Here is a 26,939-nt window from a genome sequence, read left to right as displayed (position 1 = left end):
CTCAACTAAAAACACAGTCGATTACAATATATTTATTATTAATTATCATAAATTTAAAACATATTAAAGAATATACAACAGTCATCAAAACTGGGCCGTTCATCTTCAATGAATCAAGGGTTTTAAGTCCATTTTTACCCTCCCCCAATTGTATAAATGCGTAAAAGAACTGTTCAAGTCCAAATTATTCGGTTAATTTTAACTCAATAAACAGCCTTAATCAGAATAACCAGAACCAGCTTTAAGTTTGAAATCTTTCAATATTTCAACAATGGATGACGATAATAATCACAGGAGAAGTCAATGAGAAAATGGACGCAACTGACCTTACTGACGCTGGCCTTAGCTGGTGTAAGTGCTTGTTCCAATGATCCGGGCCAGAACAATACCCAGGCCGATCCACAAAGCAGTGCCGCTGCTGCTGACAAACTGCAAACCCGTTTTGTCAGTATTGCCACGGGTGGTGCCTCCGGTCCCTATAACGTGATCGGGACCAGTCTGGCCGAACTGTATAACAAAACCTACGGCGTTAACTCCAAAACCCAGACCACCGGCGCTTCGGTTGAAAACCTGAACCTGCTAAAACAGAATAAAGTCGAAATGGCTTTTGTGATGAGTGATAGTCTGACCGAAGCGATTCAGGGCACAGGTAACTTTAAAGATAAAATTGGCAATGTGCAGCAAATTGCGGCTTTATATCCTAACTATGTGCAGATTGTGGCTTCAAAAAAATCCGGGATTCGCTCTATTGAAGATTTAAAAGGCAAACGTATTGCCGTGGGTGCACAAAACTCCGGGGTGGAAGTTAATGCGCGTACCCTGCTAAACGGTTTTGGGATTAGCTATGACAATGTCAAAGTCGATTACCTAGGTTATGCCGAGGCCGCCGATGCCTTAAAAGGTGGCAAACTTGATGCGGCCTTCCTGACCAGTGGTATTCCAAATTCATCATTGATGGAACTACAACAGAGTTTTGATCTGCAACTGGTAAGTATTAATGCAGATAAAGTCAAACAGATTGCCCAGAACCAGTCGTACTTCCTGCCAATGGTGATTCCAAAAGGCACGTATGGCAATGCAGAAGATGTGCAGACCGCGGCTATTATGAATGCCTTAGTGGTACGTTCCGACCTGTCTGAAGATGATGTGTATAAACTGACCAAAACCTTTTTTGAAAATTTAGGCAATTTGGCCAATGCCCATCAGGCTGCTACCGATATTAGCCTGGAAAAAGCCCAGCAAGGTCTGGTTGCACCGCTGCATCCGGGGGCGAAACGTTATTATGATGAGGTGGCAGCACCTTAATGTTCAGCTATAAAAGTGCAGTTTGGGCTGCACTTTTTCTGTTGATGCTGATCATCCTGCTCGGCCTGTGGTTTCCGCAAGGTTATACCTTGGTCAAGATTGAAGAGAGTCACAAAGGTCCTAACACCAGCTGTGTGATTCGCCCGCAACAGTTTCAGTTGCAGTGGCAACATTCGGTAGAAAAAACCCGCTGGCAGGAACATTATCAGCGTGAAGATCAGCTTTTTATTTTAACGCATACCGACCTGGTGTCCTTTGGTGCCGGTACACCGGATCATTATCCTGTGCTGCGCCAAGCCAATGGCCAGGTACGTATGCAGGTCAATCATCATTTAAAAGAATTACATTGGACCATTTCACGCCGTATGCAAGGACAGCTCCAGATCAATCAGAAACGCTGGCCCATTGCCGAAGATTTTCCTGATTACACGGTGGTGCATTTTTCGGTACAGCAACGACCGTTCTGGAAATGGTGGGGTCAAGGAGACTGCGTATGACACGACAAGAAAAAGTAACCATTGAACAGCTGGATGAAAAAGAACAGCAGGCCCTGCTGGAAAAATTTGACCGGGAATCGGTCACGCGTCGGCCTCGCAGCAAATCGGTCAGCTGGTTTATTGCTGCGATTGCCATCAGCTATTCGCTGTTTCATCTGTTTATTACCTTTAACCCGCTTCCAGAGCTGCTGCAACGCTCGGCGCACGTGGCCATTGGTCTGGTACTGGTGTTTTTACTTTATCCGGCACGACAGTCCAGTTCCCGCCAGCATGTGGTCTGGTTCGACTGGATTCTGGCCCTCGCCTCTCTCGCTTCATTTTTATATTTATGGAAAGAATATCAGGCCATTATGACCACCCGCGGCGGGATTCCCAATGTACTGGATATTGTGTTTTCAATTATGACCGTGGTGCTGGTAGTGGAAGCAGCACGACGGGTCATGGGCTGGATGCTGCCGATTCTCGGGCTGATTTTCCTAGCTTATCCTTTTATCAGTCATTTTAACTGGATGCCAGAACGGTTGCTGACCCGGCCTTATACCGTGAGTGATATTTTCGGGCAGATGTATCTGAAAACCGAAGGCCTGTATTCATCGGCGATTGGCGCATCGGTGACTTTCATTTTCCTGTTTATTTTATTTGGCGCCTTTCTGGCTAAATCGGGGATGGGCAAATTATTTAATGATCTGGCCATGGCCCTGGCCGGGCATAAACAGGGTGGCCCGGCCAAGGTGGCGGTTATTTCCAGTGGCTTTATGGGCAGTATTAATGGTACAGCAGTGGCCAATGTGGTCGGTACCGGTTCCTTTACCATCCCGCTAATGAAAAAGATTGGTTATCACAAAAATTTTGCCGGCGCGGTGGAAGCCAGTGCTTCGGTCGGCGGACAGATTTTACCGCCAGTGATGGGCGCCAGTGCCTTTATTATGGCGGAAACTACCGGCGTCAGTTATGGCACCATTGCCTTAGCCGCGACCCTGCCGGCGCTGTTGTACTTTTTAGGCGTGATGGCCCAAGTCCATTTTCGTGCCGGGAAAGACAACCTAAAAGGGGTACCCAAAGCAGATTTGCCCCGGGTTAAAGAAGTGCTGAAAGAGCGCGGACATTTGTTGATTCCGATTGTGGCGCTGGTGTTTTTCCTGTTCCAGTCAATTCCGGTCAGTTATGCCGCAGTGTATACCATTGTGCTTACGGTTATTGTGGCAGCCTTTAGAAAATCCACCCGCATGGGAATTCGGGAGATTCTGGATGCCCTGGCCGATGGTGCCCGGCAGTCCTTATCGGTGATGACAGCCTGTGCGGTGGTCGGAATTATTATTGGGGTGGTCAGCCTGACCAGTTTCGGTACCGTCATGACCTCATCTATTATGAGTATTGGTGCGGGCAGCCTGTTCCTGACCCTGTTCTTTACCATGCTGGCTTCCATGATTCTGGGCATGGGCCTGCCTTCGATTCCGGCCTATATCATTACCGCGACCATGGCTGCACCAGCCTTGGCCCATTTTGATATTCCGACCCTGGTGGCGCACATGTTTGTGTTCTATTTTGGTCTGTTTGCCAATATCACCCCGCCAGTGGCGCTGGCCGCCTTTGCCGGTGCCGGGATTGCTGGCGGCGACCCGATGCGGACCGGTTTTCAGGCACTGAAACTGTCACTGGCCGGTTTTATTGTGCCGTTCCTGTTTGTATATAACCCGGCCATGCTGATGATTGATACCACCAATGTGGCCGTTAATGCGCGTGAATTTGCCTTCCCGGCCTGGACCACCATTGTCAGCATTACCGTGACTTCGGTTATTGGGATTCTAGCCTTGGGCGCGGCGGTCGAGGGCTATTTCAAAACCGGTTTAAACTGGTTCTGGCGAATTTTCATGGGGGTGGGTGCCTTAATGATGATTATTCCGGAAACCTATACCGATATTGCCGGTACCATCATGGTGGTGATTGCAGTGGCTGTTAATGTGCTGCAAGCCAGAAAGCAAAAATCGACGCCATCCGGTTTATCATCTGCCTAAAACAAAAGCCCAATCTGAAGATTGGGCTTTTTTCCATTCACTACATTACAGAATTAAAAAATCCGGTTCTGGTCTTTGTCTGCTTTTGGCAGTTTATCCATGATTTTCTGGGCAATTTCCCGATAGCTGTCGGCTGCATCATCTTCGGCAATCACAGACGGTTTACCGGCATCGGCATTTTCACGAATCTGTACATTCAGCGGCAAACGGCCCAGTAATGGAATATCGTATTGCTCGGCCAGTTGATCGCCACCACCGGTCCCAAAAATTTGCTCTTCAAAACCACAGTTAGAACAGATGTGCGTCGACATATTTTCAATCACACCTATCACCGGAATCTGTACACGGTTAAACAGCTCAATGCCTTTGGTCGCATCCATTAAGGCTACGTTTTGCGGTGTAGTGACAATTACGGCACCCGTGACCGGAATACGCTGCGCCAGGGTTAACTGGATATCACCGGTTCCTGGTGGCATATCAATCACCAGCACATCTAAATCTGGCCACAAGGTCTGATTGAATAACTGCATCAGGGCACCCGTAGCTTTTGGTCCACGCCAAGCCACCGGGGTATTATGATCACCAGTTAAATGACCAATCGACAGCACCGCCATCTCATAAGCATCTAAAGGCACAAAATGCTCGGCTTCAATCATCGGGGTTTGGCCGGCATTGCCGAGCATGGTTGGAATACTCGGGCCATAAATATCGGCATCCAGCACGCCCACTTTTAGACCCAGCTGTTGCATCGCCAAGGCCAGATTGACCGTGGTGGTTGATTTTCCAACCCCGCCTTTACCGGACGACACCAGAATTACGTTTTGAATACGTGGATGTTTTGGCACATCACGCTGCTGCGGTGCGGCTTTTTGAATTGGCGCTTCTTCTTGCTGGGGTTGATAGTTGGCATTGGCTTGCTTGAGCGCATCTGAACTTGCCGAAGCATCCACCACAGGTGGCAGACTGGATTTTGCTGCAACTTGTGGCTTGCTGGAACAGCTTTCACCTTCGGCATGATTATGACCACAGCCGCCCTCTTTTTTCGCCCCGGTTTTTTGCTGCACCACATGCAGATTCAGTTCCTTGATGCCGCATTGCTCGAGTGCATCGGCTAGTTCATCATGAATCTGCTGCAAATACTGTTTTTCTTCCGGATAAGTATTGATAGTTAATTGCAGGATTTGTCCCTGTACATTGACCTGAGAGATACGCTCTTTGAGTGCGTTTTGGGAAGCAGGAAGTACATAGTTTTGCAGTACCTTCTGGATTTCTTCCTCTTTCACCTCCTGTGCAGGAGCAAAGACCGATTTTAGTGAAGAAAGCCACGACATAAAGTTACTCCAAATCTGGATATACAACCGAATGCCCTAGTTTAACGGGTATTGAAACGAAGGTTAAGCCAGTGCAGCCACAGGAATTATAAATCTTAGTCAAAGACTTGGTTTTTTCTGTTTTTTCGGCACAGAAATGCAGATTTTATCCGGTCCTGAAAAGAATTCACCGATTCCCTTGTGCAAGCCTGCATCATCTAAGGTAAAATCGCGGACATTGCATAATGAATACGAATGAGAGAGTTAATCCGTGCGTAAAATTTTAGTCACCAACGCCCTTCCATACGCCAATGGTCCAATCCATATGGGCCACTTACTCGGTTATATCCAGGCAGATATCTGGGTTCGTGCCATGCGTGCAATGGGCCATGAAGTGACTTATGTCTGTGCGGATGATGCTCACGGTACCGCAATCATGCTACGTGCTGAAGCCAACGGTATTTCACCAGAACAGCAGATTGCCAATGTTCAGGCCGAACATATGCGTGACTTTGCCGGCTTTAAGGTCGATTTTGATCATTATGATTCCACCCATAGCGACACCAATAAGGCGCGCGCGCAAGAAATTTATATCAAGAACCGTGATGCCGGCAATATTGCCGTTCGTCCTGTAACACAACTGTTCGACCCGGAAAAAGGCATGTTCCTGTCGGACCGTTTCATTAAAGGCACCTGCCCGAAATGTAAAGCCGAAGATCAGTACGGCGACTCATGTGAAGTCTGCGGAACCACGTATAACGCCACTGAACTGTTAAATCCGAAATCGACGTTAAGCGGTGCTACACCAGTTGAGAAATCATCGGATCACTACTTCTTTAAACTGCCAAACTTTGGTGAATACCTGCAAAAATGGACCCGTGATGAAGGCCGTTTGCCGGTATCAATCGCCAACAAGTTAGATGAATGGTTTGACAATGGCCTGAACGATTGGGACATCTCCCGTGATGCACCTTACTTCGGCTTTGAAATTCCAGATGCGCCAAATAAATATTTCTACGTTTGGGTCGATGCACCTATTGGCTATATGTCGAGCTTTGAAAACTACGTCAAAACCAAACGTCCAGACCTGAATTTTGATGATTACTGGAAAAAAGATTCTGACAATGAGGTCTATCACTTCATTGGTAAAGATATTGTCTATTTCCACGCGCTGTTCTGGCCAGCAATGTTGGAAGGTGCTAATTACCGCACCCCAACCGGTTTATTTGTAAACGGTTTCTTGACTGTAAACGGCCAGAAAATGTCGAAATCTCGCGGTACCTTCATTAAAGCAGAAACCTATTTACAGCACTTGAATCCGGAATATCTGCGTTATTACTTCGCGTCTAAACTATCTGATAAAGTTGAAGATTCTGACCTGAATCTGGATGATTTCGTGCAGAAAGTAAACTCTGACCTGGTGGGTAAAGTGGTCAATATTGCCAGTCGTTGTGCCAAATTTATTAACACCAAGTTTGATAACACATTAAGTGCAACCTGTGCCGAGCCTGAACTGGTGCAAAGCTTTATTGACGCTGGTGATTCAATCACCAAAGCATATGAAGACCGTGAATTCTCAGCTGCAATTCGTGAAATCATGGCGCTTGCTGATAAAGCCAATCAATACATTGATGAGAAAAAGCCTTGGGCGCTTGCGAAAATTGAAGGCGAAGAACAACAAGTACATGACGTATGTTCTGTAGGTATTAACTTGTTCCGTCAATTGGCAATTTACCTTGCGCCTGTATTACCAACATTGGCTGAACAAGTTCAAGCCTTCTTACAACTCGACAGCTTTGACTTTGCATCGCGTCAGCAAATTTTGCTTGCACATGAAATCGCACAGTTCCAACCATTGATGCAACGTGTAGATCCAAAAGCTGTTGCTGCAATGGTCGATGCATCTAAAGATTCTTTAGCTGCGCCTGCTGAAGCATCAAAAGCTGAGAAGAAAAAAGAGAAAGCTAAAGAGAAGAAAGCTGAGCCGAAAGTGGGTGAAGCTGAAATCATCGGTATTGAAGACTTTATGAAAGTTGACCTACGTGTGGCTGAAGTTTTAGAAGCGGCTCACGTTGAAGGTTCTGACAAACTTCTTCAATTGACTTTAAATATTGGTGAAGCTGAGCCACGTAACGTATTTAGCGGTATTCGTGAGTTCTACCAACCTGAAGACCTTAAAGGTAAATTGGTGGTGATGGTTGCAAACCTTGCACCACGTAAGATGCGTTTTGGTATTTCTAACGGTATGGTTTTGGCTGCGGGTAATGGCGATGGTGTTTGGGTGATTTCACCTGAATCTGGTGCTAAACCGGGTGATAAAGTGTCTTAATTCTAGAATCAACATTAAGCCCTGATAACTTCAGGGCTTATTCATTTAATCAAAAAAGCTATGACGACTTTCAACGAATTTTTAAAAAATTTAAACTTAGAAAATAATCCATTTGCATTTTTTACTACTGAAAATGAGTTAAAACAATCTAGTGATATTTTCACGCCTATAAATGATTATGAAAGTATCTTATCTAATTTCTCATCAGATAATTCTTTGATAATTCTAGGTGATCGCGGTGCAGGAAAAACTGCACTCATTAAAAATTTGAATTCAAAAATTGATAAAAATAAGATGATTCCTATTGAAATTAAAGATTATTCTGATTTGCCCTTAAATTTTGAATCAAAAGATTTTTATCATTTTTTAATCTCAAAAATTTCGATAGAACTATTTTCATCACTAGCCAAAGAAAAAAAACGCATAAACAAATTGGATCAAGAAGAGAAGATATTACTTAGTTATTTACTCCAAAACTTTGTGCCCCAAGTATCTAAAGCTCATATAAGAGATCAAATTAAAGCTATTCAAATTCCATGGTATAAATTAACTTATAAAAAATTTGAAAAATTTTTCAGAGATATTTTCAATTACGGTGCCACTGCTGCCAATACTCTTGTTGATGATTTTTTATCTAAACATTTCTCAGGGCTTCCACCAATTACAGAAAATGTTAAGATTAAAGAATACTTTCCTGAACTAGATATTAATTTTGAGGAACAATTTTTAGATCAAGATGTTTCTTATTTTTTAATCGAAAGGATTTTGAACATAGTCGAGAAATTACATTTTACTAAGGTAGTCGTTCTAATTGATCGTATTGATGAAGATCAACGCTTTGAAAATGATGCTGAATTAATTGCAAATTATACTAAATTGATTCTAACTGATGAAAAACTACTGTTAACACCTAAATTACAGATAATTTTTACGAGTTGGACAACACCGTTTAATTTTATAAAGCAATATGTTCGGACTCAAAAACATAGCTGCAATATTATTCATTGGTCAAATTCAGACTTAGAAAGTGTTTTAAATAATCGATTAAAAGTCTTTTCTAAAAACAAGTTAGCTAATTACAAAGATCTTTTCGCTAATGATGTAAATCAAGATGATATTAATGCGATTCTAAAACTAGCAAACTCTACTCCTCGTGATCTTTGGCATATTTTTTCTAATTTATTAAGAATACAATATGATAAAGATTCTCTTAGTACAAAAATTGAAAAATCATCAATAGGCTTTGCTTTAAGTAGATTTGTAAAAAATTTTAATTATTTTGAGTACTATCCAAGAAAAGCAAATGCTCGCTCTAATTCTATGGATATTTTTTCATATATTGAATTATTGCTAAAATTAGATACAAATACTTTTAATGCCAAACAACTAAAAGAGAAAAATCAACTTCAGCACTCAACTGCTCAAAGTTATATATCCAATATGGAGAAAATGGGATTAATTACTCTAAGTAATCCTGATAGCGGTTCAGCTCAATATACGATTAAAGATCCTAAAATTACATATGCTCGTGAAAAAGGAATCAAAATTTATCGTACATAATGATGATCTGCGACATGGATGTCGCCCGTTCGTTAGAGGCACACGGACGTGCCCTCTAACGAACAAAGGGGTTTTATTACTTTTGCCCCGACAAAAGTAAGGCGAAAAGCTATAACCCTCATCCCAACCTTCTCCCTGAGTCATCTATGGCGCAAGAGAAGAAGCTTTCAACTAGTTGTAAATTTCACCAATAAATATGATAAAAAGATGTATCACTTTAAAACTTATAAGAACTCTATGAAAACTTTAAAACCAATCCTTCTCGCTCTAACCCTAAGCACTACAACTTTCACCACAGTCCAAGCGGCTGAACCGACCATCCCCCAACAAAAACAGGTCGCGGGCTATTATCAGCATCAGTTTGGGCCTTATCAGATTACCGCCCTGCTCGATGGCACCAACTATCTCAACCGCTCACAATTTAAAGGTGCGGCAGATCAGGAAGTCAGCGAGATTCTGAAAAAATACTATGCCGATCAAACCAAAGGCATCCAGACCTCCGTCAATGCCTTTTTGGTCAATACCGGCAGTCAGCTTTATCTGGTTGATAGCGGTGCAGCCAGCTGTTTTGGCGATCACTTAGGTTCAATCTATAACAATTTAAAAGCCTCAGGCCATCAGCCTGAACAAGTGAATGGCGTTTTCCTGACACATTTACACCCTGACCATGTCTGTGGCATCTCAAATAATGGTGTAGCCAATTATCCCAATGCAACCTTGCATATTGCCAAAACTGAATATGATTTCTGGCTCAATCCCAATACCGTAAAAAAACTACCGAAAGACAAACAGGCTGGCTTTTTGGGTACGGTGGAAAAAATCAAAGCGGCTTTAGCTCCATATGAAAAAGCCAAAAAAGTGAAGGTATTCTCGGACAAATCATTGGCATTGGGTGGAATCGAATTTAAGCCATCCTTTGGACATACTCCGGGGCATTACAGCTTTAAACTCAAAGCTGATGGTCAGGAAGTCGTGTTTATTGGCGACATCGTACATTCACACACTTTGCAGTTTGACCGCCCTGAAACCGCGATTGAGTTTGATACTGATCCCAAAGCAGCGGTACAGACACGTTTAAAACACTTTGCCGAATACGCCAAAGACGGTCAGACTATTGCGGCCGCGCATTTACCGTTCCCGGGCATCGGCCATATTTATTCAAAAGATGGCAAAAGCTATCAATGGATTCCAGTACATTTTACTGATTAATTCAGTTCTCTTGAGCTAAGTCAGTTTTATAAACAGAACCCCGCTGATGGGGTTCTGCTGTTTTACATCCAGTATTCCTTGCTATTCTTTCGCACTTTTTCTGTTCCTACACGCAACCACATTAGCCCTCGCAGCAATTTTTGACTTAACTTTTAAAATTTTCTAAACAGTCCAGCCTGTTTCAAAATGCACCGTAAACATACAAGTTACTGCACACCTTTGTATCAATCAATTTAAATCCTTCAAAAATAGCCAAAAATATTGAATTTTACAGCGATCAAAAAAGATTTGATTTAGTGCAAAAAATCGCATTGTGCTTTATATCGAGGCTTATTCATTTCACGAAATTTTTCATCAAAATTTCCGCAGTCTGCCCCTCTTTTACAATCTATTCGCCTCGATATACTGAGTTTCTTTTCCTGATCCCGTGCACTCAATTGGAACGCACAATGCTAAATATCGACTTATTATTTCTCCTTCTTGGTGCAGTGCTGGTGCTGGCCATGCATGCCGGATTTGCATTTTTAGAGCTCGGCACCGTTCGGCATAAAAATCAGGTCAATGCCTTAAGCAAGATTCTCACAGACTTTGCCATTTCTGCGGTGGCCTATTTTCTGGTGGGCTATTACATTGCCTATGGCCAGCATTTTTTCCATAGCTCGACCACTCTGGCGGCCGATCATGGCTACAACCTGATGCGCTGTTTTTTCCTGCTGACCTTTGCAGCGGCGATTCCGGCCATTATTTCTGGTGGGATTGCCGAACGTGCCAAAATGCGTTCGCAGGCCTTGGCGACCTTATTTCTGGTGGCGCTGATTTATCCATTTTTTGAAGGGATGATCTGGAATGGCAACTTTGGTCTGCAACGCTGGCTAGCACACAGCTTTGGTGCCAGTTTCCATGATTTTGCCGGTTCGGTGGTGGTACATGCCATGGGGGGCTGGATTGCACTGGCCGCGGTGATTCTGCTGGGCGCGCGTTATGGGCGCTATAAAAAAGATGGTCGTATCAGTGCGCATCCGCCCTCGTCTATTCCTTTTCTGGCTTTGGGTTCCTGGATTTTAATTGTCGGCTGGTTTGGCTTTAATGTGATGAGTGCCCAGCGTCTGGATGCCATTTCCGGACTGGTGGCAATCAATTCTTTAATGGCGATGGTCGGGGGCACAATAGCCGCTAAAATTGCAGGCAAAGATGACCCGGGCTTTTTACATAATGGTCCACTTGCCGGTCTGGTGGCCATCTGCGCCGGCTCCGATGTGGTACATCCACTCGGTGCCTTTGTGATTGGCGGCATCGCCGGGATTATGTTTGTCAAACTCTTCACCTATACCCAGAATAAACTCAAGATTGATGATGTGCTTGGTGTCTGGCCATTGCATGGCGTATGTGGTGCTTTTGGTGGGCTGGCAGTCGGTATCTTTGGGCAGCAATGGCTCGGTGGTATGGGGGGCGTATCCCTGATCTCCCAGCTGTTCGGCACAGCGCTGGCAATTCTGATTGCGCTGGCCGGGGGGTTCCTGGTTTACGGCGTACTGAAACTGCTGATGGGCATCCGTTTAAGTCAGGAAGAAGAATTTAATGGCGCAGATTTATCTATCCACCGGATTTCCGCCAATTCTGAAGAAAATATGTTCTAAGATAAAAAAGCCTCCGACAAAACGGAGGCTTTTTTGAGATATGTTGATCAACGATCAACACAATTTAAGCCATCTATTTCATACCAAAAATCAGCTTTAGACCCAGCACCGTCATCACCACACCGGCCGCACGATCAAACACTTTTTTAAACTTTAAATAGACTGCGCGCGGTTTTTCCGCCGATAGTGCCACCGCCAGCAAGGAACACCAGCCGGCATCAATAAAGAAACACAGAATAGGCAGGACAAAATAAAAATACAGCGGAATCTCTTTGGGTAATAGCGCGGTAAAAATACTGGCCAGCACAATGGCAATTTTAGGATTCGACAATTGGGTAATCAGACCGGTCATAAAAGCACGGCGTAAGGAGATTTGCGTGCCGGCAGCATGATCGGCCTGAATCGGGTCTTTGGCATGTTTAATAATTTTAAATGCCAGCCACAGCAGGTATAAACCGCCACAAATTTTTAAGGCCAGATAAGCCGATGGCACAGCCAGTAAAAAGGCCTGTAAGCCCAGCACCGCAAGCAAACCAAAGATGGCTGCGCCCAAACCGGTGCCCAGCGCGGTAAACAGACCATGCTGACGTGAAATCGCAATCGAGTTTTTCGCCACATAAATTGATGTTGGCCCCGGACTCATGGCCCCCAACATCAATGCCAGCGCAATTGATCCCAAAATAAAAACGGATTCCACAGTCCTATCCAATACAATGATCTGCCGGCATTTTACAAGCAAGTGCTTTGAATATTTTCCTATTTTTTACCAGTTGTTTTGATTTTCACGATATTTTTCACTATAGATCTTTATACTGACCTTATAAAATTCACTCCGTATTTTAATCAATCTGCTGAAATTTGCTTGCCATAAAAAAGCGCCCAGATACCAGCATGGCCTGAGCGCTTTTCAAGATCATCAATTAAATACAATATTAATAAATCTGTGATGGATCGGTCTGCTCTGGCCTCACACTCGCTTCTTGCTTGGGCAGCAGATAATCCTGATCATGCACCGGCACACCGCCAATAATCATGCTGCGTGTTTCTTCCGTTTTCGGCTGGTTTAAATCTCTGGTCGGGTCACAAGCCGCCAGTAAAGCACCCTGGATTAAAATAAGCAGGAAGATGATTCTTTTCATCATTATTCTCCCTTTCTGCAAGGTCTATCTGTTTATTTTTTGCACAGTTACTATTTTTATGCAAGCCTGATCCGGCTTTTATCGTGAAAGATTATTTAGCCATCATTGATGGCCGTGCCCCGTTTTCAGTTAGAATTGTCAAAAACGTTCCGTTCTGTCTATGTTTGATTCTATTGCCCAGCAAGTGCCTGATCAGCACATTGAATATCGCCACCAGCGCATCAGCATCAAGCGGCTGGATCTGATTCATCCGCAGATTTCGGGCAACAAGTTTTTTAAACTGAAATACAACCTGCTGGCCGCCCGGCAACAGGGGTTTGAAAAAGTGCTGACCTTTGGTGGGGCCTATTCCAATCATATTGCTGCAACCGCTTTTGCCGCGCATAAGTTTGGTTTTCAGAGCTTAGGCATGATTCGCGGTGAAGAACTGGCGCAGCGTCCTTTCAACCCGACCCTGGCCACGGCACAGCAATTTGGCATGCAGCTGGAATTTATCTCCCGCAATGCCTATCGCCAGAAAGATCAGCCCGATTTTTTGCAGCACCTGCAACAGCAATATCCCGATTTTTATCTGATTCCGGAAGGTGGCACCAATGCGCTGGCGGTTCAAGGCTGTCGGGAAATTCTGACAGCGGAAGATGCGCAATTTGACCTGATCTGCTGTGCTGTCGGTACGGGTGGTACGCTTGCCGGATTGATTGAGGCCAGCCAGCAACATCAGCAATTGTTGGGATTTTCGGCCTTAAAAGGTGATTTTTTAACTCAGGAGGTCGCGCAGCTCACGATCAAACGCAACTGGCGTATTCTGGATGATTATTGCTGTGGCGGTTATGCCAAAACCACACCCGAATTAATCCAGTTTATTCAGACGTTTGAGCAGCGTTATAATATTCCGCTGGAGCAGGTTTATACCGGCAAAATGCTGCGCGGCATCTTTGATCTGATTGATCAAGATAAAATTGGGCCAGACCAGAAAATTTTACTGATCCATACTGGCGGGCTACAGGGACGCGCGTTTTAAAGCATTAGCTTCAAGTGCAGTCTATTTATGATACCGGCTGGTTATTGTTTAGCGCCATCAGGCCTTTCACCAAACGGTAGATATGCCAGATAAAGGCCAGCAACAGCACAATAAAACCAATCAGAATGGTGGTCAGAACCGCACCGACCAGATAGGCAATCAGCGTCACCCAAAAGGTTTTGATTTGCCAGTTCACATGACTTTCCAGCCAGGTGCCACGCATTTCCGCGCGTTTTAAATAATTCATGATAATGGCAATAATTGGTGTAACACCGACAAAAAAGCCGACGATATACAGAATATAGGTGATCAGGTTGTATTGTTTGACTTGATCCAGCCCCGCGGTTTGATTCATTGATTTTTTCCTTTTTTATAAAGTCCGATACCAGATATAGATGTCTAGCCGACATTTCTATTTATTGTTAAGCCAATCAAAGTGTAACTGCGTCAAGTTGAGGCTCGACATCTTCATATAAACAGATCATAAAAAAGTCTGATGAAAGTTTTGTTGATGATCTGTATGTGCTGTGAAATTCAAAGTTCATCTGTTGTGACGTCCTCAATCGGGCTTCCATCCAGCGGATACAGTTTCAACTGGATGGAAGGAAAATCAAAACTTAAGGCTGATTGGTCTCTGGCAATGGATTGGCGGCAAAATAGCGCTCCAGATGATTCACATGTGAATCCGGACGTGGTCGGCGCATATTTTCTGCGACCCCGTTATAGAGCTCAGCCCGTGGCGTTAAGTGGAATTTATTCAGCTCTGGGTCCATATACGGCAAGCGCTGTTTACGCTGTAAATATTGATGCAATTGCTGATTAATTTCCTGTAAACCATAGCCACCTTTGGCCCAGGCGCTGTCGTGGCTGCCCCAGTGATGGCCGAACTCATGGCCCACAATGCCAATACTGGTATTGAAATAATGCGCATAGAACAGCCAGGTATCGACTCCCAGCACATTTCGTCCGCCTAAACCGCCGCCCACGGTGGTCACCCCGAGCGTCACTTCGCCACGGTTCATAATCTCATCATAATATTTTTGATACTCCGCTGCGGTAAAGTAAGCGCCATCTCCGACCACTTGGCCCTTGTTGCCAAAGAAGTCATGCCCCATGACCGCTTTATGGTTAAACCAAATGTGTTTAAACTCAGGGCTATTCACCAGATAGGCAAAATTGGTAATCATAATCACCCATTCACGCGCATAGGCTGGAGTAATTTTGCCCCAATTGCCATGCGTTTCAGGGGCAAAGTTGCCAAAATGAATTTTCCATTTCGGCTTTAAACTCATGAGCTTTTGTACATGCGGATCGGTTGCGGAGCTGATTTTTAACTCGAGTAAATCTGCCGATAACTGCTAGAAGTTGCCTAAATTTCTTAGCTGAACCGAACCTGTGCCCTGCAGCAATGGGAAATGCATATTTTCATTGATATTCAGTTTGAGTTTGACCTGGCTAAAAGCATCCAGATGGTCCAAGCGGGCCAACACAAACCATTGCTCGGTATCTTTCAGTCTGGCGTGAATTTCCAGATCACGGACCGGTGCCGCACTATAGCTTTGCAAGGCCAGAAGCTGATGCTGTAAATTTGCCGATAAAATATTATCCATATAAAAATGGCGCAGGTTTTCATTGGTCAGGGTTTCCCAGCTTTCCCCATCTTGCAGCACATAACTGCGGCTTTGGGCCTGCTGCTGCTTGAGTGCCGTGACTGTGGCAGCAGTATTGGACTGGAACTGCTGCAATCGCTTAAGCGGCATCATGACAATTTTGCCGTTAAACAGGCTGAATAAATGTTCCTGACTAACCTGAATATCTAAGGCACCGGCCAGTTGCTGATCGGTACTCGCCCCTGCCGTACGATATTTATAAAAACTTTCTTCTGCGGCTGGAAAAATATTCTGTAGATTTTGCGTATTTGGTAAAGCTGAACTGTCGATCCGGCCTGAAGTATGGGCTGCATAAAAACGCTGGTCATCCGCGGCATGAAATACCCGTGTTCCCACATTTTCCTGTCGTGTCGCCGCCACGTTTGTTGCGCCTTCTTCAAGATGAGTCAGGTCATATACATAGCTCATGCCATTATTAAAACTGGCATACAGCAAATTACCGACAGCTTCCAAACGCGCACTACAGTTATAACCACAGTTCGGCAAGGACAAACGTGCATATTTTTTGGCTTTTAAATGATTGGTGCTACTGATCTCACTTTGCTTCCAGACATTAATCCGGCTATGCGTATCTGCTGCCGTATTGCTGTCACTGCCACCGCCGCCACCGCAGCCAGTGAGAGCCATACTCAAAATTACCGCCAGGCTTAATAATGTTTTATTCATTGTGTTCCCCAAGAGACAAAGTCATGACATAAAAAACATGTCTAAAAATTGCTATTTATTCTGAACAACAATGCCCCTTTAATAAATAATAAATTATTGATTTAAAACAACTTTAAAATAAAACCAGATCAAATAAACACGACTTTGCCGCGTAAAAAATCACCTTGAAACAGTAAAATGTGGCCTTGCTAACGATGATTTGGTTTATTGATAGACCATTCCTGCTTTATAGGAAAAGTAAATATTCTGCGCACATTTCAATCTGGAAAATGCGGCATCATCAAACGATAAAGTCTATAATAGTCCGCTTTCATTTTCTCTCGGTGCAACATGGCAACAGCAAATCAATACGATGTTCTAGTTTTGGGTGCCGGTGCGTCTGGTTTAATGACCGCCTATATGGCTGCCCAGCGCGGACGCAAAGTATTGGTGCTGGAAAAAGCCAATAAAGTTGGCAAGAAAATCCTGATGTCGGGCGGTGGTAAATGCAATTTCACCAACCTCTATGTCGAGCCAAGCAACTATATTTCACATAATCCGCATTTTGTGATTTCCGCGCTCAGCCGCTATACCAATTGGGATTTTATCGGGCTGGTCTGCGAATATGGCATTGACTATGAAGAACGTAAACATGGGCAGCTGTTTACCTTAAATGGCGCCAAAGACATTCTGAATATGCTGCTGGCCGAGTGTGACAAAACCGGTCTGGTCGAGATTAAAACCAGCTGTGAAGTCAAAGCCATGACCGCCATAGATGATTTGGGTTTTCAGGTCGCAACCACTTTAGGTTATTTTCAGGCAGAATCTGTGGTGATCGCCAGTGGCGGCCTGTCCATTCCGACGCTGGGAGGGTCCGGAATCGGTTATGAAATTGCCAAGCAGTTTGGCCATCATGTCTATCCGACCCGTGCCGGCTTGGTGCCGTTTACCTTTTCCGACAGTTTTAAAGAAGTCACCACCCGCCTCAGTGGTAATGCTGTAGAAGCGACACTTTCCAATGCGCTAAACAGCTTTACCGAAGCCTTGCTGTTTACTCACCGCGGTTTAAGCGGACCAAGTTCGCTGCAGCTGTCCAATTACTGGGATGTCGGCCAAAGTTTTCATATCGACTTCCTGCCGGCCGTGGATTTAGCCGAGTTTTTTAAAGCCAAAAAATCCAGCCAGCCAAAAGTGCTGTTACGTACCTTACTGGCCGAACATTTACCGAAAAGTGTGGTGGCAGAGCTGCAACAGCTGATCTGGCCGGAACAGGCGGAAAGCGCGATCGGGCAGCTGAGTGATGAAAAACTGGAGCAGATTGCAGCGCGCCTGCATAGCTTTGAAGTCAAACCGTCAGGGACCGAAGGCTACCGTACCGCAGAGGTGACTTTAGGTGGCGTCGATACCACTGAAGTTTCTTCCAAAACCATGGAAAGTAAAAAGCAGAAAGGCGTGTATTTTGTCGGTGAGGTGCTGGATGTGACGGGCCATTTAGGCGGTTATAACTTCCAGTGGGCCTGGGCGTCAGCGCATGCCGCCGCCCAATATGTCTGATGGTTTATAAAACTGGTGGATGAATTATTCCAGATAATCTGTGCGCAATAAGCACAGATGATTCTGGCGTTGTACACGTAAAATGGTCTGCTGCATTTTCATCACGGCGCACTGAATATGCTTTGGTAATACTACCGGCTGTTCTGATTGTTTTAAGCTAATTTTTAACATAAGGTCTTCCCCAAATAGACTTTCGTCGATTTTATTCCCTGAATATTTCATACAGATTAAATCTAAGCATCTAAAATATATGAAATATTTATTCCTTTTTTATGAAGCTTCACTATAGCAAAAAATTGTTCATTTATACAACATCATCGACTTTGGTCGCAGCTTGCCCGGTATCGCCCGGATCATCAGCGCTCTGGGCGGGTTGGTTTTGATTTTGGTTTTGAGTTTTGGCAAAAATAAATTTATATGCGCTGGCCAAAAAGCCAAGGATAATCCCTGCAATCACTACGGGTGCAAAAAGATTAGAAGGCGCTTTCTTTTTCGTCATTCTGCTTCTCCAGTTTTCAACAAAAAACGAGGTCGATCAACACTCAGTTTGATCGACCTTGTAGATAGATGACAGGTTATTTCGGGTCATCTTTTCGTGGTTGATGTGCATCGACATCCGGTTCTTTTTCACCAGTTGAACCAAACGGATTATTGCTGGCCGGATGCGCCGGATCCACCTTCAGCGTATCAGGTGTAACCTGATCTGCACCGGATGCTTCATCTTCCTGCGGTGCAGTGGTCAGCGTTGCCGGTGTGGTATTCGACAAATCCGTGGTCATTGGGGCATTTGTCCCTTGTGACGGGTCCTGTTTGTTCATTGGATTTACTCCTGGGGTCATAAAGCCGCTATTGGCCGCACTGTCCTGCTCCTGTTTCAACGGATTCGGCTGCTTGGCTTCGCGTTTGGCTTTATCAATCAGATCGGTTAAAACACGTTCTGCCGGTTGACGGCCACCCAGACCAAAGGCCAGAGCAAAGGCCACCGCAACTGCACCCAAGGTTAGACCGAAGGCCAGGTTCACAATAGAATCGGCAATGCCCATGGCACGTAAGCCCATTGCTACGACCAGACCCATAATCAGTACGCGTACCAGCGTCGCTAACCAGCGTGAACTGTTGTATTCACCACGCTCGACCACTTTGGCCACCACATTCGCCAGCCAGAAACCGACCACCAGAATGACCGCACCCAGCAGGATATTGGCACCGAAGTAAATGAACATGGAAATCAGACCACTCACCTGCTCGAAACCAAGACGGTTAGCCGCTTCAGACACAGCAAACAGCATGGTAAAGAACACGATCAGACAACCAACCATGGTCGATACTTTGGTGGTACCGAGGAAACGCTGTACACCCAGTTTGGCCGGAATTTCATCGACACCCGTACCTGAAATAATTTCAACCACCAGATTGGCCACGAAACGTGACACCACATAGGCAATGATCAGAATTAAACCAGCGGCAATAATATGTGGAATTGCATACATGATTTCATGCAGCATGGCGGTTGCCGGCTGAGAAATCGCCTCAATACCCAAGGCTTCAAATGCAATGATTAATGCAGTAATGATAATAATGGCGAAAACAAAAGAACCGACCAGCTTCGGCAAGTTAGAGTTCTTGAACAGGCCAATTTTTTGCGCCTGCTGTTGCAGATTCAGACTGCCAATTAAACCTTCGACAATACCACGGACAATTTTGGCCAGAATATAACCGACAAAAATAATCACGCCGGCAATAAAGATATTCGGCAGATAAGAAATGGCTTCAGTCACCATGTTTTGTACTGGATATAACAGGCCGTTTAAGCCCAGAATCGACAGCACAATTGGCAAGAACAGTAATAGGATTAACCAGTACACAATATCACTGATATTGCGGCTAATCGGGCTAACCCCGACATCGGCACTGAGCTTTTCATCCAGCTGGGTACGATTCAGTACGCGCTGCAGGCCCATTTTGACCAGCGTTGCGACAATCCAGGCAATAAAACCGACCGCAATGGCTGCCAACAACTGGGGAATAAAGACCAGGAAGCTTTGAATCATATTGCTAAACGGCCCACTGACACTGGTCAGATTCAGCACATTCAGCGCCGCGATAATCGCGATAATCATGATGATCCAGAAGGCAACTCTGGACAGAATACTTTCTACATTGGGACGGTGCCCGGTGGCATGCGACAGCTTCTGGTTGGTGCCCAGCTTTTCTAAGCCTTTTTTAATGGCTGCACCGACAATTAATGCAATAATCCAACCAATAATAAGTATGACAATCGCCGATAAAATGGGATGAAACTGTTCCCAGTAGTACATGGCATCGAAGCCTGCACCTCTCGGGTTTCCATCAAAATAATCATTCATATGTCTTGCCCTCTTGTTATGACTTTCTACATTCGTTGTTCATGGCAAAAGATGCGCATCTTGATCATGGTAAAAATGAAAGGTTTAAGTACTTTGTGTTTTTAAGTACCGTGTTTTTATGAAGTACCAAGCGTGTAAAAATGCACGGCTATCGCAAAAAACCCTGAACTGACGGTCAGGGTTTATGCAATCTTCAGACTTATTGAGCAGTGGCCGTAGCGGTATCGCCATCAGTGGCAGTGGCTGAATCACCATCTACAGCGGTGCCAATATCGCCATCCACACCTGTGGTCGCCACACCTTCTTCAGCCATTGCAGGCGTACTGTTATTTGGTGTAGCCTGTTCTACATTGGCATTCGGATGCCCAGGTGGTGCCTCACTCGGTTTAGGATCACGATCCGCAAACATATACACCACCAGTGCCAGCAGAAAAACACCCACAGCAATCAAGATAAAAACTGGCATACGTTTTTTCTTTTGTACTTCTTCTGCGCTTGTGACATGAGGTGGCTTGTTAAAATCATGGCTCATGTTTCCCTCACTTCTTTTCTATTCGCTTGTCGAATTTTTATACTAACAAGAAGCATTGTTGTGTTGTGTGACAAAGCATTGTGAGATGGTGAAAAATGTAATTACAAAAAATGAAGTTTTTTACTGCTTTCATTTTATTCAAAATTTTGACGTAAACTGGATTTAGCAGCTGACAGGACTTGTATACTTTTTAATCACAACAAGCAGATGGATAACTGATGCAAAATTAGAAGAATAAGCACATGAAAAGGAATATAGAATCGCCTAGATGAGAGAAAAAATTCAGCAGCCTGAGCATTCTCCAGTGCTGATCAGCCCCTCCTTGCTTGATACAGCAAAATGCTAGGTAACAATTTGCTTCAGCTCGCCCACCACAAGCGCTGCCTTAACGCATACAAATGCGCTATAATATGTCACTCTTTTTTTCATGCTCCAGAATTTTATGGCGTATCGTCAACAAAGTGTAACGCTTGATCTTGACACTGACGTCACACATCAATGTGCTTTGCACTACACGCGTGATCAGCATTTAATCGGGATTATTGAGTTCAGTAAACCGAGCTTTCTTCTGAAATGGGGCGATCTGGAATATTTCCGCCGTCGTACTGAAGAGTTTTCAGTGATGCCGTTTCCAGACTGCATTAATGCCATGGTGATTGATGTGCGTAATGTCGCGGCCTGGCTCGATAATGAAGTGCCGATTATTCCATGGCGCTTACTGGAAGAAGAATGTCCAGTGCGTCTGGTGGTCCCTACAGACCGTGTCGAACACTATGCCGGCTTTTTTGAACCGACCTGGCTGACTACTGATACAGAAACAGCGATTCAGGAAATCCGTCATTTTATGGATATGTTTGTGCATTAAGCATATTCAAGTGGTGCTGACACTTCATCAAAAAAACCTCATCTGAATCATACAGATGAGGTTTTTTAATAGAATATACGTTTCATTTAATCCGCTAGCGAATGGTAAAAATACACTGCTGCTTAAAACTGGATTTGGGTAGCCAGATCAGCTGTTTATAGCGCACCTGATCTATTCCAAAACTTTGCATTTTCTGGCGTGTATAGCGCCAGCCAATACAATCTTGACAGCGCACATATTCAGGCGCTTGCCCTGCTGTAGTCGATGCCTGCTGGACCTGAATTTTCTGGAAAAACGCGGTTTCTCTGGCGCGCATCGGGCCAATATACTGCTGATAGGCCTGCTCCATGTCTGCATCATCAAACTGCATTGGTTACATGGCGCCGCCATGCCAGCCCAGCTGACTGCGCCAGTTCAGATATTTGACCTTTCCGGCCGGAAACACATAATTGGCGCAGGAGGAAAAACAGTATTGCCCGACTTCTACATTCAGTTGATGCGCATAGACCTGATCACCCAAATCCATTCCCAGACCAATTTCACCCCCCTTGACTGGTGATTTTCAGGGTCTGTACTTGCGGGAACTGCTTCAACAAAGCAGCTGCACGGGTATTGGCATCTGGGCTGAGCGGGCCAGCATAGATCAGCACATCTTCATGTACCGTCACTTCTGTTTCCGTGCCTGTAGTATTCGCCTGTAGCGTAGTTGCCGCCACCAGCGCGACGCTGGCCATAAGCATGGATTGGAACACTTGCATCACATCCTCACAGAACAAGAGAGCAATAAACCGGGCTGAAAACAGCAGATCATCAAATCAAACCTGTAGCACTCAAGCTTACCAGTAGTTTTCTACTGCAATATTGCCTTCTCCACGGCGGTTCATGCTCAGGCCACGCGCTTTTAGGGCTTCTTTGGTATCTTCCACCATTTGTGGGTTACCACATAGCATCACATGACTGCTGTCCGGATTAAAAGACAGGCCCACGGCTTTTTCCAGCTCGCCATTGGCGATTAACACCGGCAGACGGTCATGCAAAGGTGCGTTCGGATCACGGGTAATAATCGGCACAAATTTAAAACCTGTATGCCCTTCGCCAAAAGTCGCTGCAATTTCTTCAATCCGCTCGACATAGGCCAGTTCAGCGGCAGTACGGACACTATAGACCAGATGGATATGCTGGTATTTATTCCAGGTGTCAAAATCTTGCAGCATCGACAGGAATGGCGCCAGTCCGGTGCCGGTACCCAAAAGCCATAAGTCTTGTGGCAAAGGCAACTGATAGCGCGCCAAGGTTAAAAAGCCATACGGTACTTTTTCCAGATACAGCTCATCGCCAACCTGCAGATGTTGCAGATTGGAAGTAAAGGCCCCATCGGGTACGACAATTGAAAAGAATTCCAGGGTTTCATCAAAAGGTGAGGACACCACTGAATAGGCCCGCACCACCAGTTCATCGCCGACTTTAAGGCCAATACGCGCAAATTGCCCGGCAGTAAATTTAAAGTGGGCTGGACGCGTCATGGTAAAGCTGAACAAGGTATCGGTCCAGCGATGTACAGATAACACCGTTTCTAGGCTAAATTTTTCAATTGACATAATTTGTACGTGGCATGAAAGACTGCGCTCATGGTAGCATGGCAGCATAATTTATTAATATTTTTTAAATGTTAAGGCTATATTCATGCGCATGACTTTACGCCAATTGGCTGTTTTTGTAGCAGTCGCTCAAGAAGGCACAGTAACCAAGGCCAGTGATGCCGTCAAACTGACGCAAAGTGCGGCGAGTATGGCTTTAGCAGATCTGGAAGATGGTTTAGGCGCACCATTGTTTGACCGTTTAGGTAAACGCCTGCAATTGAATGATCTGGGCCGTTTTTTACTCCCGCAGGCGCTTGAAATTCTAGGCCGCTGTGAAGCCTTTGAACAGGCCGCCAAAGGCGAGCTGCAAAGCATTGATTTGCGCCTGGGCGCGACCCTGACCATTTCCGATTACCTGATGCCAGATTTAATGGCCAACTTCCTGCAAATTCAGCCACAGGCGCATTTACAGCTGCAAGTCGGTAATACCCGTCAAATGATTGAAGCAGTCAACCAGTTCCAGCTCGATTTAGCCCTGATTGAAGGTTCCTGTCATTTACCGCAGCTGCAATGTATCCACTGGCGTGATGATGAACTGGCGGTCTGCTGTTCACCGAATCATCCGCTGGCGCAGCTAGACCGTGCCTTAACCGCAGAAGACTTTAAACAGGTGGAATGGATTTTACGAGAAGAAGGTTCAGGCACGCGTGAAGTATTTGATAACGCCATTTTAAAAGATGTGCCAGATGCCAAAATCCGTTTAACCCTGGGTCATAATGAAGCCATTCTGAAAATTGTGGCCGGCGGCTTAGGCATGTCCTGTATTTCAAAACTGGCGATTGAGCCTTTACGTGAAAAAGGCCAGCTGGTGATTTTAGACACTCCATTCTGGCAACTGGCGCGGCCTTTATTTATGCTGGTGCATCGTCAGAAATACCAGGGTCCAGGTCTGAAAGCCTTTATGAAATTCTGTGACAGCAAATAAGGCTGCAATTTCAACTATAAAAAGCGCCAATAGGCGCTTTTTATGCTCTACGATACAAACCCTGTATCGAGGATGAAAATACAGTTTGATGGATTAACGTCGGAAATTGGACAGCAGGGAAGAAGTAATCGACTGGTTATGGGCGGCCACTTTGGATTTTTTGGCTTTGGCCGACTGGTCTTCAACCCGCTCAATTTTCACTGCTTTAAACTTGTTGCCGTTTTTGACCACATTAAATTTCACCCGGTCATTTCGCTTCGGTTCTATCCCATCGGCCGGGAAATCGGAAATATGAAAAAACACTTCGCCTTCCGGACAGGCAATAAAGCCGTAACCCTTGTCTGCGTTGTATTGCTTAACTTTACCCTGATATTGTTCGTTGCTCATCGACCTGTCCCCCTTTTGCGCTTCAAGCTTAGTATATAAAAAAGAGGCTATAAAAGCCCCTTCTCTGTTCACTAGCAAAATCAGTCTTTTTGCACGGAACCGAAAATTTTGTCACCGGCATCACCCAGGCCCGGTACGATATAGCCATTTTCATTCAGGCCCTGATCCACAGAGGCAGTGAAAATTACCACATCCGGATGCGCTGCTTCTACACGCTGAATACCTTCTGGCGCAGCCACCAGCACCATCACGCGAATATCTTTACAGCCGCTGGCTTTTAACACATCAATCGCCGCCACTAAAGATGAACCGGTGGCCAACATTGGGTCAATGATCATGGCAATACGGTTTTGTACATCCGGTACCAGTTTTTTGTAGTAGGTACGTGCTTCCAGCGTTTCTTCATCACGCTCTAAGCCCAGTACAGACACTTTGGCGCTTGGAATCAGGTTCAGGAAACCATCCAGCATGCCAATACCGGCACGTAAAATTGGTACCACCGTAATTTTTTTACCGGCAATACGGTCTACCGTGACCGCACCATTCCAGCCGTCAATTTCATGCTCGACCATTGGCAAATCTTTGGTCGCCTCATAGGTCAACAGCATGGTCACTTCTTGCGCCAGCTCGCGGAAGTTTTTAGTGCTGATATCTGCACGACGCAGTAAACCGAGTTTATGACGAATGAGCGGATGACGAATTTCATGGATAGCCACGGGAGAACACCTAAAAGGTTAAGATAAAATTCCGTCTATTATAATCATTTTTTAACCCTGATAAAAACAAAAAAGCCCTCAAATATTGAGGGCTTTTTGCTAGACAATTCTCTTTTTCAAGATTATTGCTGAGACAGCATGAAGTGAATTGGAGATAAAATCTCGGCTTCAAGTGCCATCTGGATAATTGGATCCGGATAAACACCAATCACCAATACCGCCAGTGCAGCCAGCAGAACCATGATCCCGCCAACACGTTGACCCCAGTGATCGACTGCATCCATTTTTGGTGTTTCTGGCGGAGTCATATACATCACCACCATCACACGTAAATAGTAATACAGACCAATACCCGAACCGACAATAATCATCGCTGCCAGGAACCAGTGCTGGGTTGTTACCGCAGCCATGACAATCAGGAACTTACCAATAAAGCCTGCAGTCAGTGGAATACCGGCCAGAGACAGCATCATCACGGTTAATACAGCAGTCAGCACTGGACGACGCCAGAACAGACCACGGTATTCAGCCAGACTTTCTGCTTCTGAAGTGTTGTTATATGGACTCGACATTAACGCTACGGCACCGAAAGCACCAATCGTGGTTAATACATAGGTAATCACATAAACAGTCACATTACCCAAGCTGGCATAAGTCAGACTGATCAGACCAATCAGCAGATAACCGAAGTGTGCGATTGAAGAGTATGCCAGGACACGCTTCAAGTTCACTTGGCGTACCGCCAGGAAGTTACCGACCACAATCGACAGTACGGCAATAATGGTCAGCAGTGTAATAACTGATTCTTGCAGGATGGCACCTGAAGTCAGCAAGTAACGTACGAACAAACCAATGGTCGCCACTTTGGCAGCCGTTGCCAGGAAGGTCGCGATTGGTGCTGGAGCACCCGCATACACATCTGGTGTCCATTTGTGGAATGGTGCCAAAGACAGTTTGAATGCAACCGCAAAGATAATTAAGGCAATACCTAAAATGACCAGTGGCTGGTGCAGGTTCTGCATAAGCGCCTGTACAGAGTCATAGAATGACAGTGAACCAGTGTAGGCATAAATATACGCCATACCCATCAGCAACATCGCAGATGCGGTTGCTGAAAGTACCAGGTATTTCACCCCTGCTTCTAAAGACTTCGAACGCTGATGTGTATAGGCCAACAAGCCATATACCGGAATCGACATCAATTCCAGGCTGATGAAGAATGAAGCATAGTGCGAGCTTGCCACCATGAGCATTGCGCCTGCAACTGAGGACAACATCAGGATGTACAGCTCTTCACGATTGTCTTTATAGCTTTCAATATAAGCATGTGACAAGGTACAGCAAGCCAGTGCAGCAACCAGGATCAGTAACTGATAAACCAGTGTGAACTGATCAATCATAAACATGCCCATGACATTCGCTGGTGCAAAAGCACCACCGAATAATGAGAGCAGAATATACGCTGCAGCAAGGTTTAAGCCCACTACAGATGCTGTCGCAATCAGGTTATGGTTACGCTTGATTGCGGTGAGAATCATCACGACGATCGCAGTTAAAGCCACGATCATCACAGGAGCTAATGGCATAAGCTCGGAAAATGACATTGTGAAGTTCATG

Annotated in this window: 28 protein-coding genes; 11 read left to right on the top strand and 17 right to left on the bottom strand. The window is 45.1% G+C overall.

The window, feature by feature from the left end:
- Positions 1–303: 303 nt before the first annotated feature.
- The 3 genes from FTU69_RS00605 to FTU69_RS00595 are packed head-to-tail and all read left to right on the top strand — an operon-like array spanning position 304 to position 3,817.
- On the top strand, positions 304–1,305 hold the full coding sequence (locus FTU69_RS00605; RefSeq protein ID WP_180103332.1) for a TAXI family TRAP transporter solute-binding subunit: 1,002 nt from the start codon (positions 304–306) through the stop codon (positions 1,303–1,305).
- Positions 1,305–1,802: a DUF1850 domain-containing protein gene (locus tag FTU69_RS00600; RefSeq protein ID WP_180103331.1), complete on the top strand. Its 498-nt coding sequence runs from the start codon at positions 1,305–1,307 to the stop codon at positions 1,800–1,802. Before FTU69_RS00605 ends, FTU69_RS00600 begins: the two co-directional genes overlap by 1 nt.
- Entirely contained in the window at positions 1,799–3,817 is a 2,019-nt protein-coding gene (locus FTU69_RS00595; protein WP_180103330.1) for a TRAP transporter permease, read from the top strand. The genes FTU69_RS00600 and FTU69_RS00595 overlap by 4 nt, the downstream gene beginning before the upstream one ends.
- A 53-nt stretch (positions 3,818–3,870) precedes the next feature.
- On the opposite strand, the gene apbC is transcribed toward FTU69_RS00595, so the two are convergent.
- Positions 3,871–5,148 (bottom strand): iron-sulfur cluster carrier protein ApbC, encoded by a 1,278-nt coding sequence (apbC, locus tag FTU69_RS00590; protein ID WP_180103329.1) that lies wholly within the window; start codon positions 5,146–5,148, stop codon positions 3,871–3,873.
- A 250-nt stretch (positions 5,149–5,398) separates the two neighbouring features.
- Between apbC and metG the strand changes: the two genes are divergently transcribed.
- From metG to FTU69_RS00570, 4 genes are all read left to right on the top strand, one after another.
- Positions 5,399–7,456, top strand: coding sequence for a methionine--tRNA ligase (gene metG / locus FTU69_RS00585; protein WP_180103328.1), 2,058 nt, complete (start codon positions 5,399–5,401; stop codon positions 7,454–7,456).
- 60 nt (positions 7,457–7,516) lie between these two features.
- Positions 7,517–9,016, top strand: a complete 1,500-nt coding sequence (locus FTU69_RS00580) for a P-loop ATPase, Sll1717 family (protein WP_180103327.1) — start codon at positions 7,517–7,519, stop codon at positions 9,014–9,016.
- Between the two features lie 237 nt (positions 9,017–9,253).
- Positions 9,254–10,225, top strand: coding sequence for an MBL fold metallo-hydrolase (locus FTU69_RS00575; protein ID WP_180103326.1), 972 nt, complete (start codon positions 9,254–9,256; stop codon positions 10,223–10,225).
- Positions 10,226–10,674: 449 nt separating this feature from the next.
- Positions 10,675–11,862 carry an ammonium transporter gene (locus FTU69_RS00570; protein ID WP_180103325.1) on the top strand — a complete coding sequence of 396 codons (1,188 nt, stop codon included), beginning with the start codon at positions 10,675–10,677 and terminating at the stop codon, positions 11,860–11,862.
- A gap of 73 nt (positions 11,863–11,935) precedes the next feature.
- Here the strand turns inward: FTU69_RS00570 and FTU69_RS00565 are convergent, their stop codons facing one another.
- A complete protein-coding gene (locus FTU69_RS00565; RefSeq protein WP_180103324.1) occupies positions 11,936–12,559 on the bottom strand; it encodes a LysE family translocator in 624 nt (207 codons plus the stop codon).
- A 235-nt stretch (positions 12,560–12,794) separates the two neighbouring features.
- Positions 12,795–13,001: an NF038215 family lipoprotein gene (locus FTU69_RS00560; protein WP_075167144.1), complete on the bottom strand. Its 207-nt coding sequence runs from the start codon at positions 12,999–13,001 to the stop codon at positions 12,795–12,797.
- A gap of 160 nt (positions 13,002–13,161) precedes the next feature.
- On the opposite strand from FTU69_RS00560, the gene FTU69_RS00555 reads away from it, so the two are divergent.
- The gene (locus FTU69_RS00555; RefSeq protein ID WP_180103323.1) at positions 13,162–14,022 is read left to right on the top strand and encodes a 1-aminocyclopropane-1-carboxylate deaminase/D-cysteine desulfhydrase; all 861 of its coding nucleotides are present in this window, start codon (positions 13,162–13,164) and stop codon (positions 14,020–14,022) included.
- 25 nt (positions 14,023–14,047) lie between these two features.
- Here the strand turns inward: FTU69_RS00555 and FTU69_RS00550 are convergent, their stop codons facing one another.
- The 3 genes from FTU69_RS00550 to FTU69_RS00540 all read right to left on the bottom strand — a co-directional run bounded on the left by FTU69_RS00550 (position 14,048) and on the right by FTU69_RS00540 (position 16,358).
- Entirely contained in the window at positions 14,048–14,377 is a 330-nt protein-coding gene (locus FTU69_RS00550) for a hypothetical protein (protein ID WP_180103322.1), read from the bottom strand.
- A gap of 262 nt (positions 14,378–14,639) precedes the next feature.
- Positions 14,640–15,314: a hypothetical protein gene (locus FTU69_RS00545; protein ID WP_257223568.1), complete on the bottom strand. Its 675-nt coding sequence runs from the start codon at positions 15,312–15,314 to the stop codon at positions 14,640–14,642.
- 66 nt (positions 15,315–15,380) lie between these two features.
- A complete protein-coding gene (locus FTU69_RS00540) occupies positions 15,381–16,358 on the bottom strand; it encodes a hypothetical protein (RefSeq protein WP_180103321.1) in 978 nt (325 codons plus the stop codon).
- A 330-nt stretch (positions 16,359–16,688) separates the two neighbouring features.
- On the opposite strand from FTU69_RS00540, the gene FTU69_RS00535 reads away from it, so the two are divergent.
- Positions 16,689–17,891 (top strand): NAD(P)/FAD-dependent oxidoreductase, encoded by a 1,203-nt coding sequence (locus FTU69_RS00535; RefSeq protein ID WP_180103320.1) that lies wholly within the window; start codon positions 16,689–16,691, stop codon positions 17,889–17,891.
- A 24-nt stretch (positions 17,892–17,915) separates the two neighbouring features.
- Here the strand turns inward: FTU69_RS00535 and FTU69_RS00530 are convergent, their stop codons facing one another.
- The 4 genes from FTU69_RS00530 to FTU69_RS00515 form a co-directional block, all read right to left on the bottom strand.
- Complete coding sequence (locus FTU69_RS00530) at positions 17,916–18,062, bottom strand: hypothetical protein (RefSeq protein WP_168397513.1); 147 nt, start codon at positions 18,060–18,062, stop codon at positions 17,916–17,918.
- 133 nt (positions 18,063–18,195) lie between these two features.
- Positions 18,196–18,390 (bottom strand): hypothetical protein, encoded by a 195-nt coding sequence (locus FTU69_RS00525; RefSeq protein ID WP_180103319.1) that lies wholly within the window; start codon positions 18,388–18,390, stop codon positions 18,196–18,198.
- Between the two features lie 76 nt (positions 18,391–18,466).
- A complete protein-coding gene (locus FTU69_RS00520) occupies positions 18,467–20,257 on the bottom strand; it encodes a mechanosensitive ion channel (RefSeq protein WP_180103318.1) in 1,791 nt (596 codons plus the stop codon).
- Between the two features lie 199 nt (positions 20,258–20,456).
- Positions 20,457–20,789 (bottom strand): hypothetical protein, encoded by a 333-nt coding sequence (locus FTU69_RS00515; protein WP_005179600.1) that lies wholly within the window; start codon positions 20,787–20,789, stop codon positions 20,457–20,459.
- Positions 20,790–21,231: 442 nt separating this feature from the next.
- On the opposite strand from FTU69_RS00515, the gene FTU69_RS00510 reads away from it, so the two are divergent.
- Positions 21,232–21,654, top strand: coding sequence for a hypothetical protein (locus FTU69_RS00510; protein ID WP_180103317.1), 423 nt, complete (start codon positions 21,232–21,234; stop codon positions 21,652–21,654).
- 94 nt (positions 21,655–21,748) lie between these two features.
- Here the strand turns inward: FTU69_RS00510 and FTU69_RS00505 are convergent, their stop codons facing one another.
- The 4 genes from FTU69_RS00505 to FTU69_RS00490 form a co-directional block, all read right to left on the bottom strand.
- Positions 21,749–22,024 carry a hypothetical protein gene (locus tag FTU69_RS00505; protein ID WP_180103316.1) on the bottom strand — a complete coding sequence of 92 codons (276 nt, stop codon included), beginning with the start codon at positions 22,022–22,024 and terminating at the stop codon, positions 21,749–21,751.
- Between the two features lie 3 nt (positions 22,025–22,027).
- Positions 22,028–22,180: a hypothetical protein gene (locus FTU69_RS00500; protein ID WP_180103315.1), complete on the bottom strand. Its 153-nt coding sequence runs from the start codon at positions 22,178–22,180 to the stop codon at positions 22,028–22,030.
- Positions 22,181–22,193: 13 nt separating this feature from the next.
- Positions 22,194–22,412 carry a hypothetical protein gene (locus tag FTU69_RS00495; protein ID WP_180103314.1) on the bottom strand — a complete coding sequence of 73 codons (219 nt, stop codon included), beginning with the start codon at positions 22,410–22,412 and terminating at the stop codon, positions 22,194–22,196.
- Positions 22,413–22,490: 78 nt separating this feature from the next.
- Positions 22,491–23,252 (bottom strand): ferredoxin--NADP reductase, encoded by a 762-nt coding sequence (locus tag FTU69_RS00490; protein ID WP_034597870.1) that lies wholly within the window; start codon positions 23,250–23,252, stop codon positions 22,491–22,493.
- A gap of 85 nt (positions 23,253–23,337) precedes the next feature.
- Here FTU69_RS00490 and gigC point away from each other — a divergent pair, with 85 nt between their 5' ends.
- Positions 23,338–24,219, top strand: a complete 882-nt coding sequence (gene gigC / locus FTU69_RS00485) for a LysR family transcriptional regulator GigC (protein ID WP_005179612.1) — start codon at positions 23,338–23,340, stop codon at positions 24,217–24,219.
- A gap of 93 nt (positions 24,220–24,312) precedes the next feature.
- On the opposite strand, the gene FTU69_RS00480 is transcribed toward gigC, so the two are convergent.
- The 3 genes from FTU69_RS00480 to nuoN form a co-directional block, all read right to left on the bottom strand.
- On the bottom strand, positions 24,313–24,606 hold the full coding sequence (locus tag FTU69_RS00480) for a cold-shock protein (RefSeq protein ID WP_005179613.1): 294 nt from the start codon (positions 24,604–24,606) through the stop codon (positions 24,313–24,315).
- 80 nt (positions 24,607–24,686) lie between these two features.
- Positions 24,687–25,322 (bottom strand): uracil phosphoribosyltransferase, encoded by a 636-nt coding sequence (gene upp / locus FTU69_RS00475; protein ID WP_045796291.1) that lies wholly within the window; start codon positions 25,320–25,322, stop codon positions 24,687–24,689.
- 122 nt (positions 25,323–25,444) lie between these two features.
- Entirely contained in the window at positions 25,445–26,938 is a 1,494-nt protein-coding gene (nuoN, locus tag FTU69_RS00470) for an NADH-quinone oxidoreductase subunit NuoN (protein WP_005179615.1), read from the bottom strand.
- Position 26,939 lies beyond the last annotated feature (1 nt).

It is taken from the genome of Acinetobacter sp. YH12134, assembly GCF_013418555.1.
GTDB lineage: Bacteria > Pseudomonadota > Gammaproteobacteria > Pseudomonadales > Moraxellaceae > Acinetobacter > Acinetobacter indicus.
This window is presented reverse-complemented; position numbering and strand designations above follow the sequence as displayed.

Bases quoted from the DNA above. Each gene is read 5' to 3' on its own strand.
- FTU69_RS00490 (WP_034597870.1), bottom strand. From the start codon at position 23,252: ATGTCAATTGAAAAATTTAGCCTAGAAACGGTGTTATCTGTACATCGC.
- FTU69_RS00555 (WP_180103323.1), top strand. From the start codon at position 13,162: ATGTTTGATTCTATTGCCCAGCAAGTGCCTGATCAGCACATTGAATAT.
- FTU69_RS00550 (WP_180103322.1), bottom strand. From the start codon at position 14,377: ATGAATCAAACCGCGGGGCTGGATCAAGTCAAACAATACAACCTGATC.
- FTU69_RS00540 (WP_180103321.1), bottom strand. From the start codon at position 16,358: ATGAATAAAACATTATTAAGCCTGGCGGTAATTTTGAGTATGGCTCTC.
- FTU69_RS00500 (WP_180103315.1), bottom strand. From the start codon at position 22,180: ATGGATTTGGGTGATCAGGTCTATGCGCATCAACTGAATGTAGAAGTC.
- FTU69_RS00495 (WP_180103314.1), bottom strand. From the start codon at position 22,412: ATGCAAGTGTTCCAATCCATGCTTATGGCCAGCGTCGCGCTGGTGGCG.
- FTU69_RS00545 (WP_257223568.1), bottom strand. From the start codon at position 15,314: ATGAGTTTAAAGCCGAAATGGAAAATTCATTTTGGCAACTTTGCCCCT.
- gigC (WP_005179612.1), top strand. From the start codon at position 23,338: ATGCGCATGACTTTACGCCAATTGGCTGTTTTTGTAGCAGTCGCTCAA.
- FTU69_RS00560 (WP_075167144.1), bottom strand. From the start codon at position 13,001: ATGAAAAGAATCATCTTCCTGCTTATTTTAATCCAGGGTGCTTTACTG.
- FTU69_RS00575 (WP_180103326.1), top strand. From the start codon at position 9,254: ATGAAAACTTTAAAACCAATCCTTCTCGCTCTAACCCTAAGCACTACA.
- FTU69_RS00480 (WP_005179613.1), bottom strand. From the start codon at position 24,606: ATGAGCAACGAACAATATCAGGGTAAAGTTAAGCAATACAACGCAGAC.
- FTU69_RS00530 (WP_168397513.1), bottom strand. From the start codon at position 18,062: ATGTTAAAAATTAGCTTAAAACAATCAGAACAGCCGGTAGTATTACCA.
- FTU69_RS00505 (WP_180103316.1), bottom strand. From the start codon at position 22,024: ATGCAGTTTGATGATGCAGACATGGAGCAGGCCTATCAGCAGTATATT.
- FTU69_RS00580 (WP_180103327.1), top strand. From the start codon at position 7,517: ATGACGACTTTCAACGAATTTTTAAAAAATTTAAACTTAGAAAATAAT.
- FTU69_RS00595 (WP_180103330.1), top strand. From the start codon at position 1,799: ATGACACGACAAGAAAAAGTAACCATTGAACAGCTGGATGAAAAAGAA.
- FTU69_RS00535 (WP_180103320.1), top strand. From the start codon at position 16,689: ATGGCAACAGCAAATCAATACGATGTTCTAGTTTTGGGTGCCGGTGCG.
- FTU69_RS00520 (WP_180103318.1), bottom strand. From the start codon at position 20,257: ATGAATGATTATTTTGATGGAAACCCGAGAGGTGCAGGCTTCGATGCC.
- FTU69_RS00600 (WP_180103331.1), top strand. From the start codon at position 1,305: ATGTTCAGCTATAAAAGTGCAGTTTGGGCTGCACTTTTTCTGTTGATG.
- FTU69_RS00605 (WP_180103332.1), top strand. From the start codon at position 304: ATGAGAAAATGGACGCAACTGACCTTACTGACGCTGGCCTTAGCTGGT.
- FTU69_RS00510 (WP_180103317.1), top strand. From the start codon at position 21,232: ATGGCGTATCGTCAACAAAGTGTAACGCTTGATCTTGACACTGACGTC.
- nuoN (WP_005179615.1), bottom strand. From the start codon at position 26,938: ATGAACTTCACAATGTCATTTTCCGAGCTTATGCCATTAGCTCCTGTG.
- apbC (WP_180103329.1), bottom strand. From the start codon at position 5,148: ATGTCGTGGCTTTCTTCACTAAAATCGGTCTTTGCTCCTGCACAGGAG.
- FTU69_RS00525 (WP_180103319.1), bottom strand. From the start codon at position 18,390: ATGACGAAAAAGAAAGCGCCTTCTAATCTTTTTGCACCCGTAGTGATT.
- FTU69_RS00570 (WP_180103325.1), top strand. From the start codon at position 10,675: ATGCTAAATATCGACTTATTATTTCTCCTTCTTGGTGCAGTGCTGGTG.
- FTU69_RS00515 (WP_005179600.1), bottom strand. From the start codon at position 20,789: ATGAGCCATGATTTTAACAAGCCACCTCATGTCACAAGCGCAGAAGAA.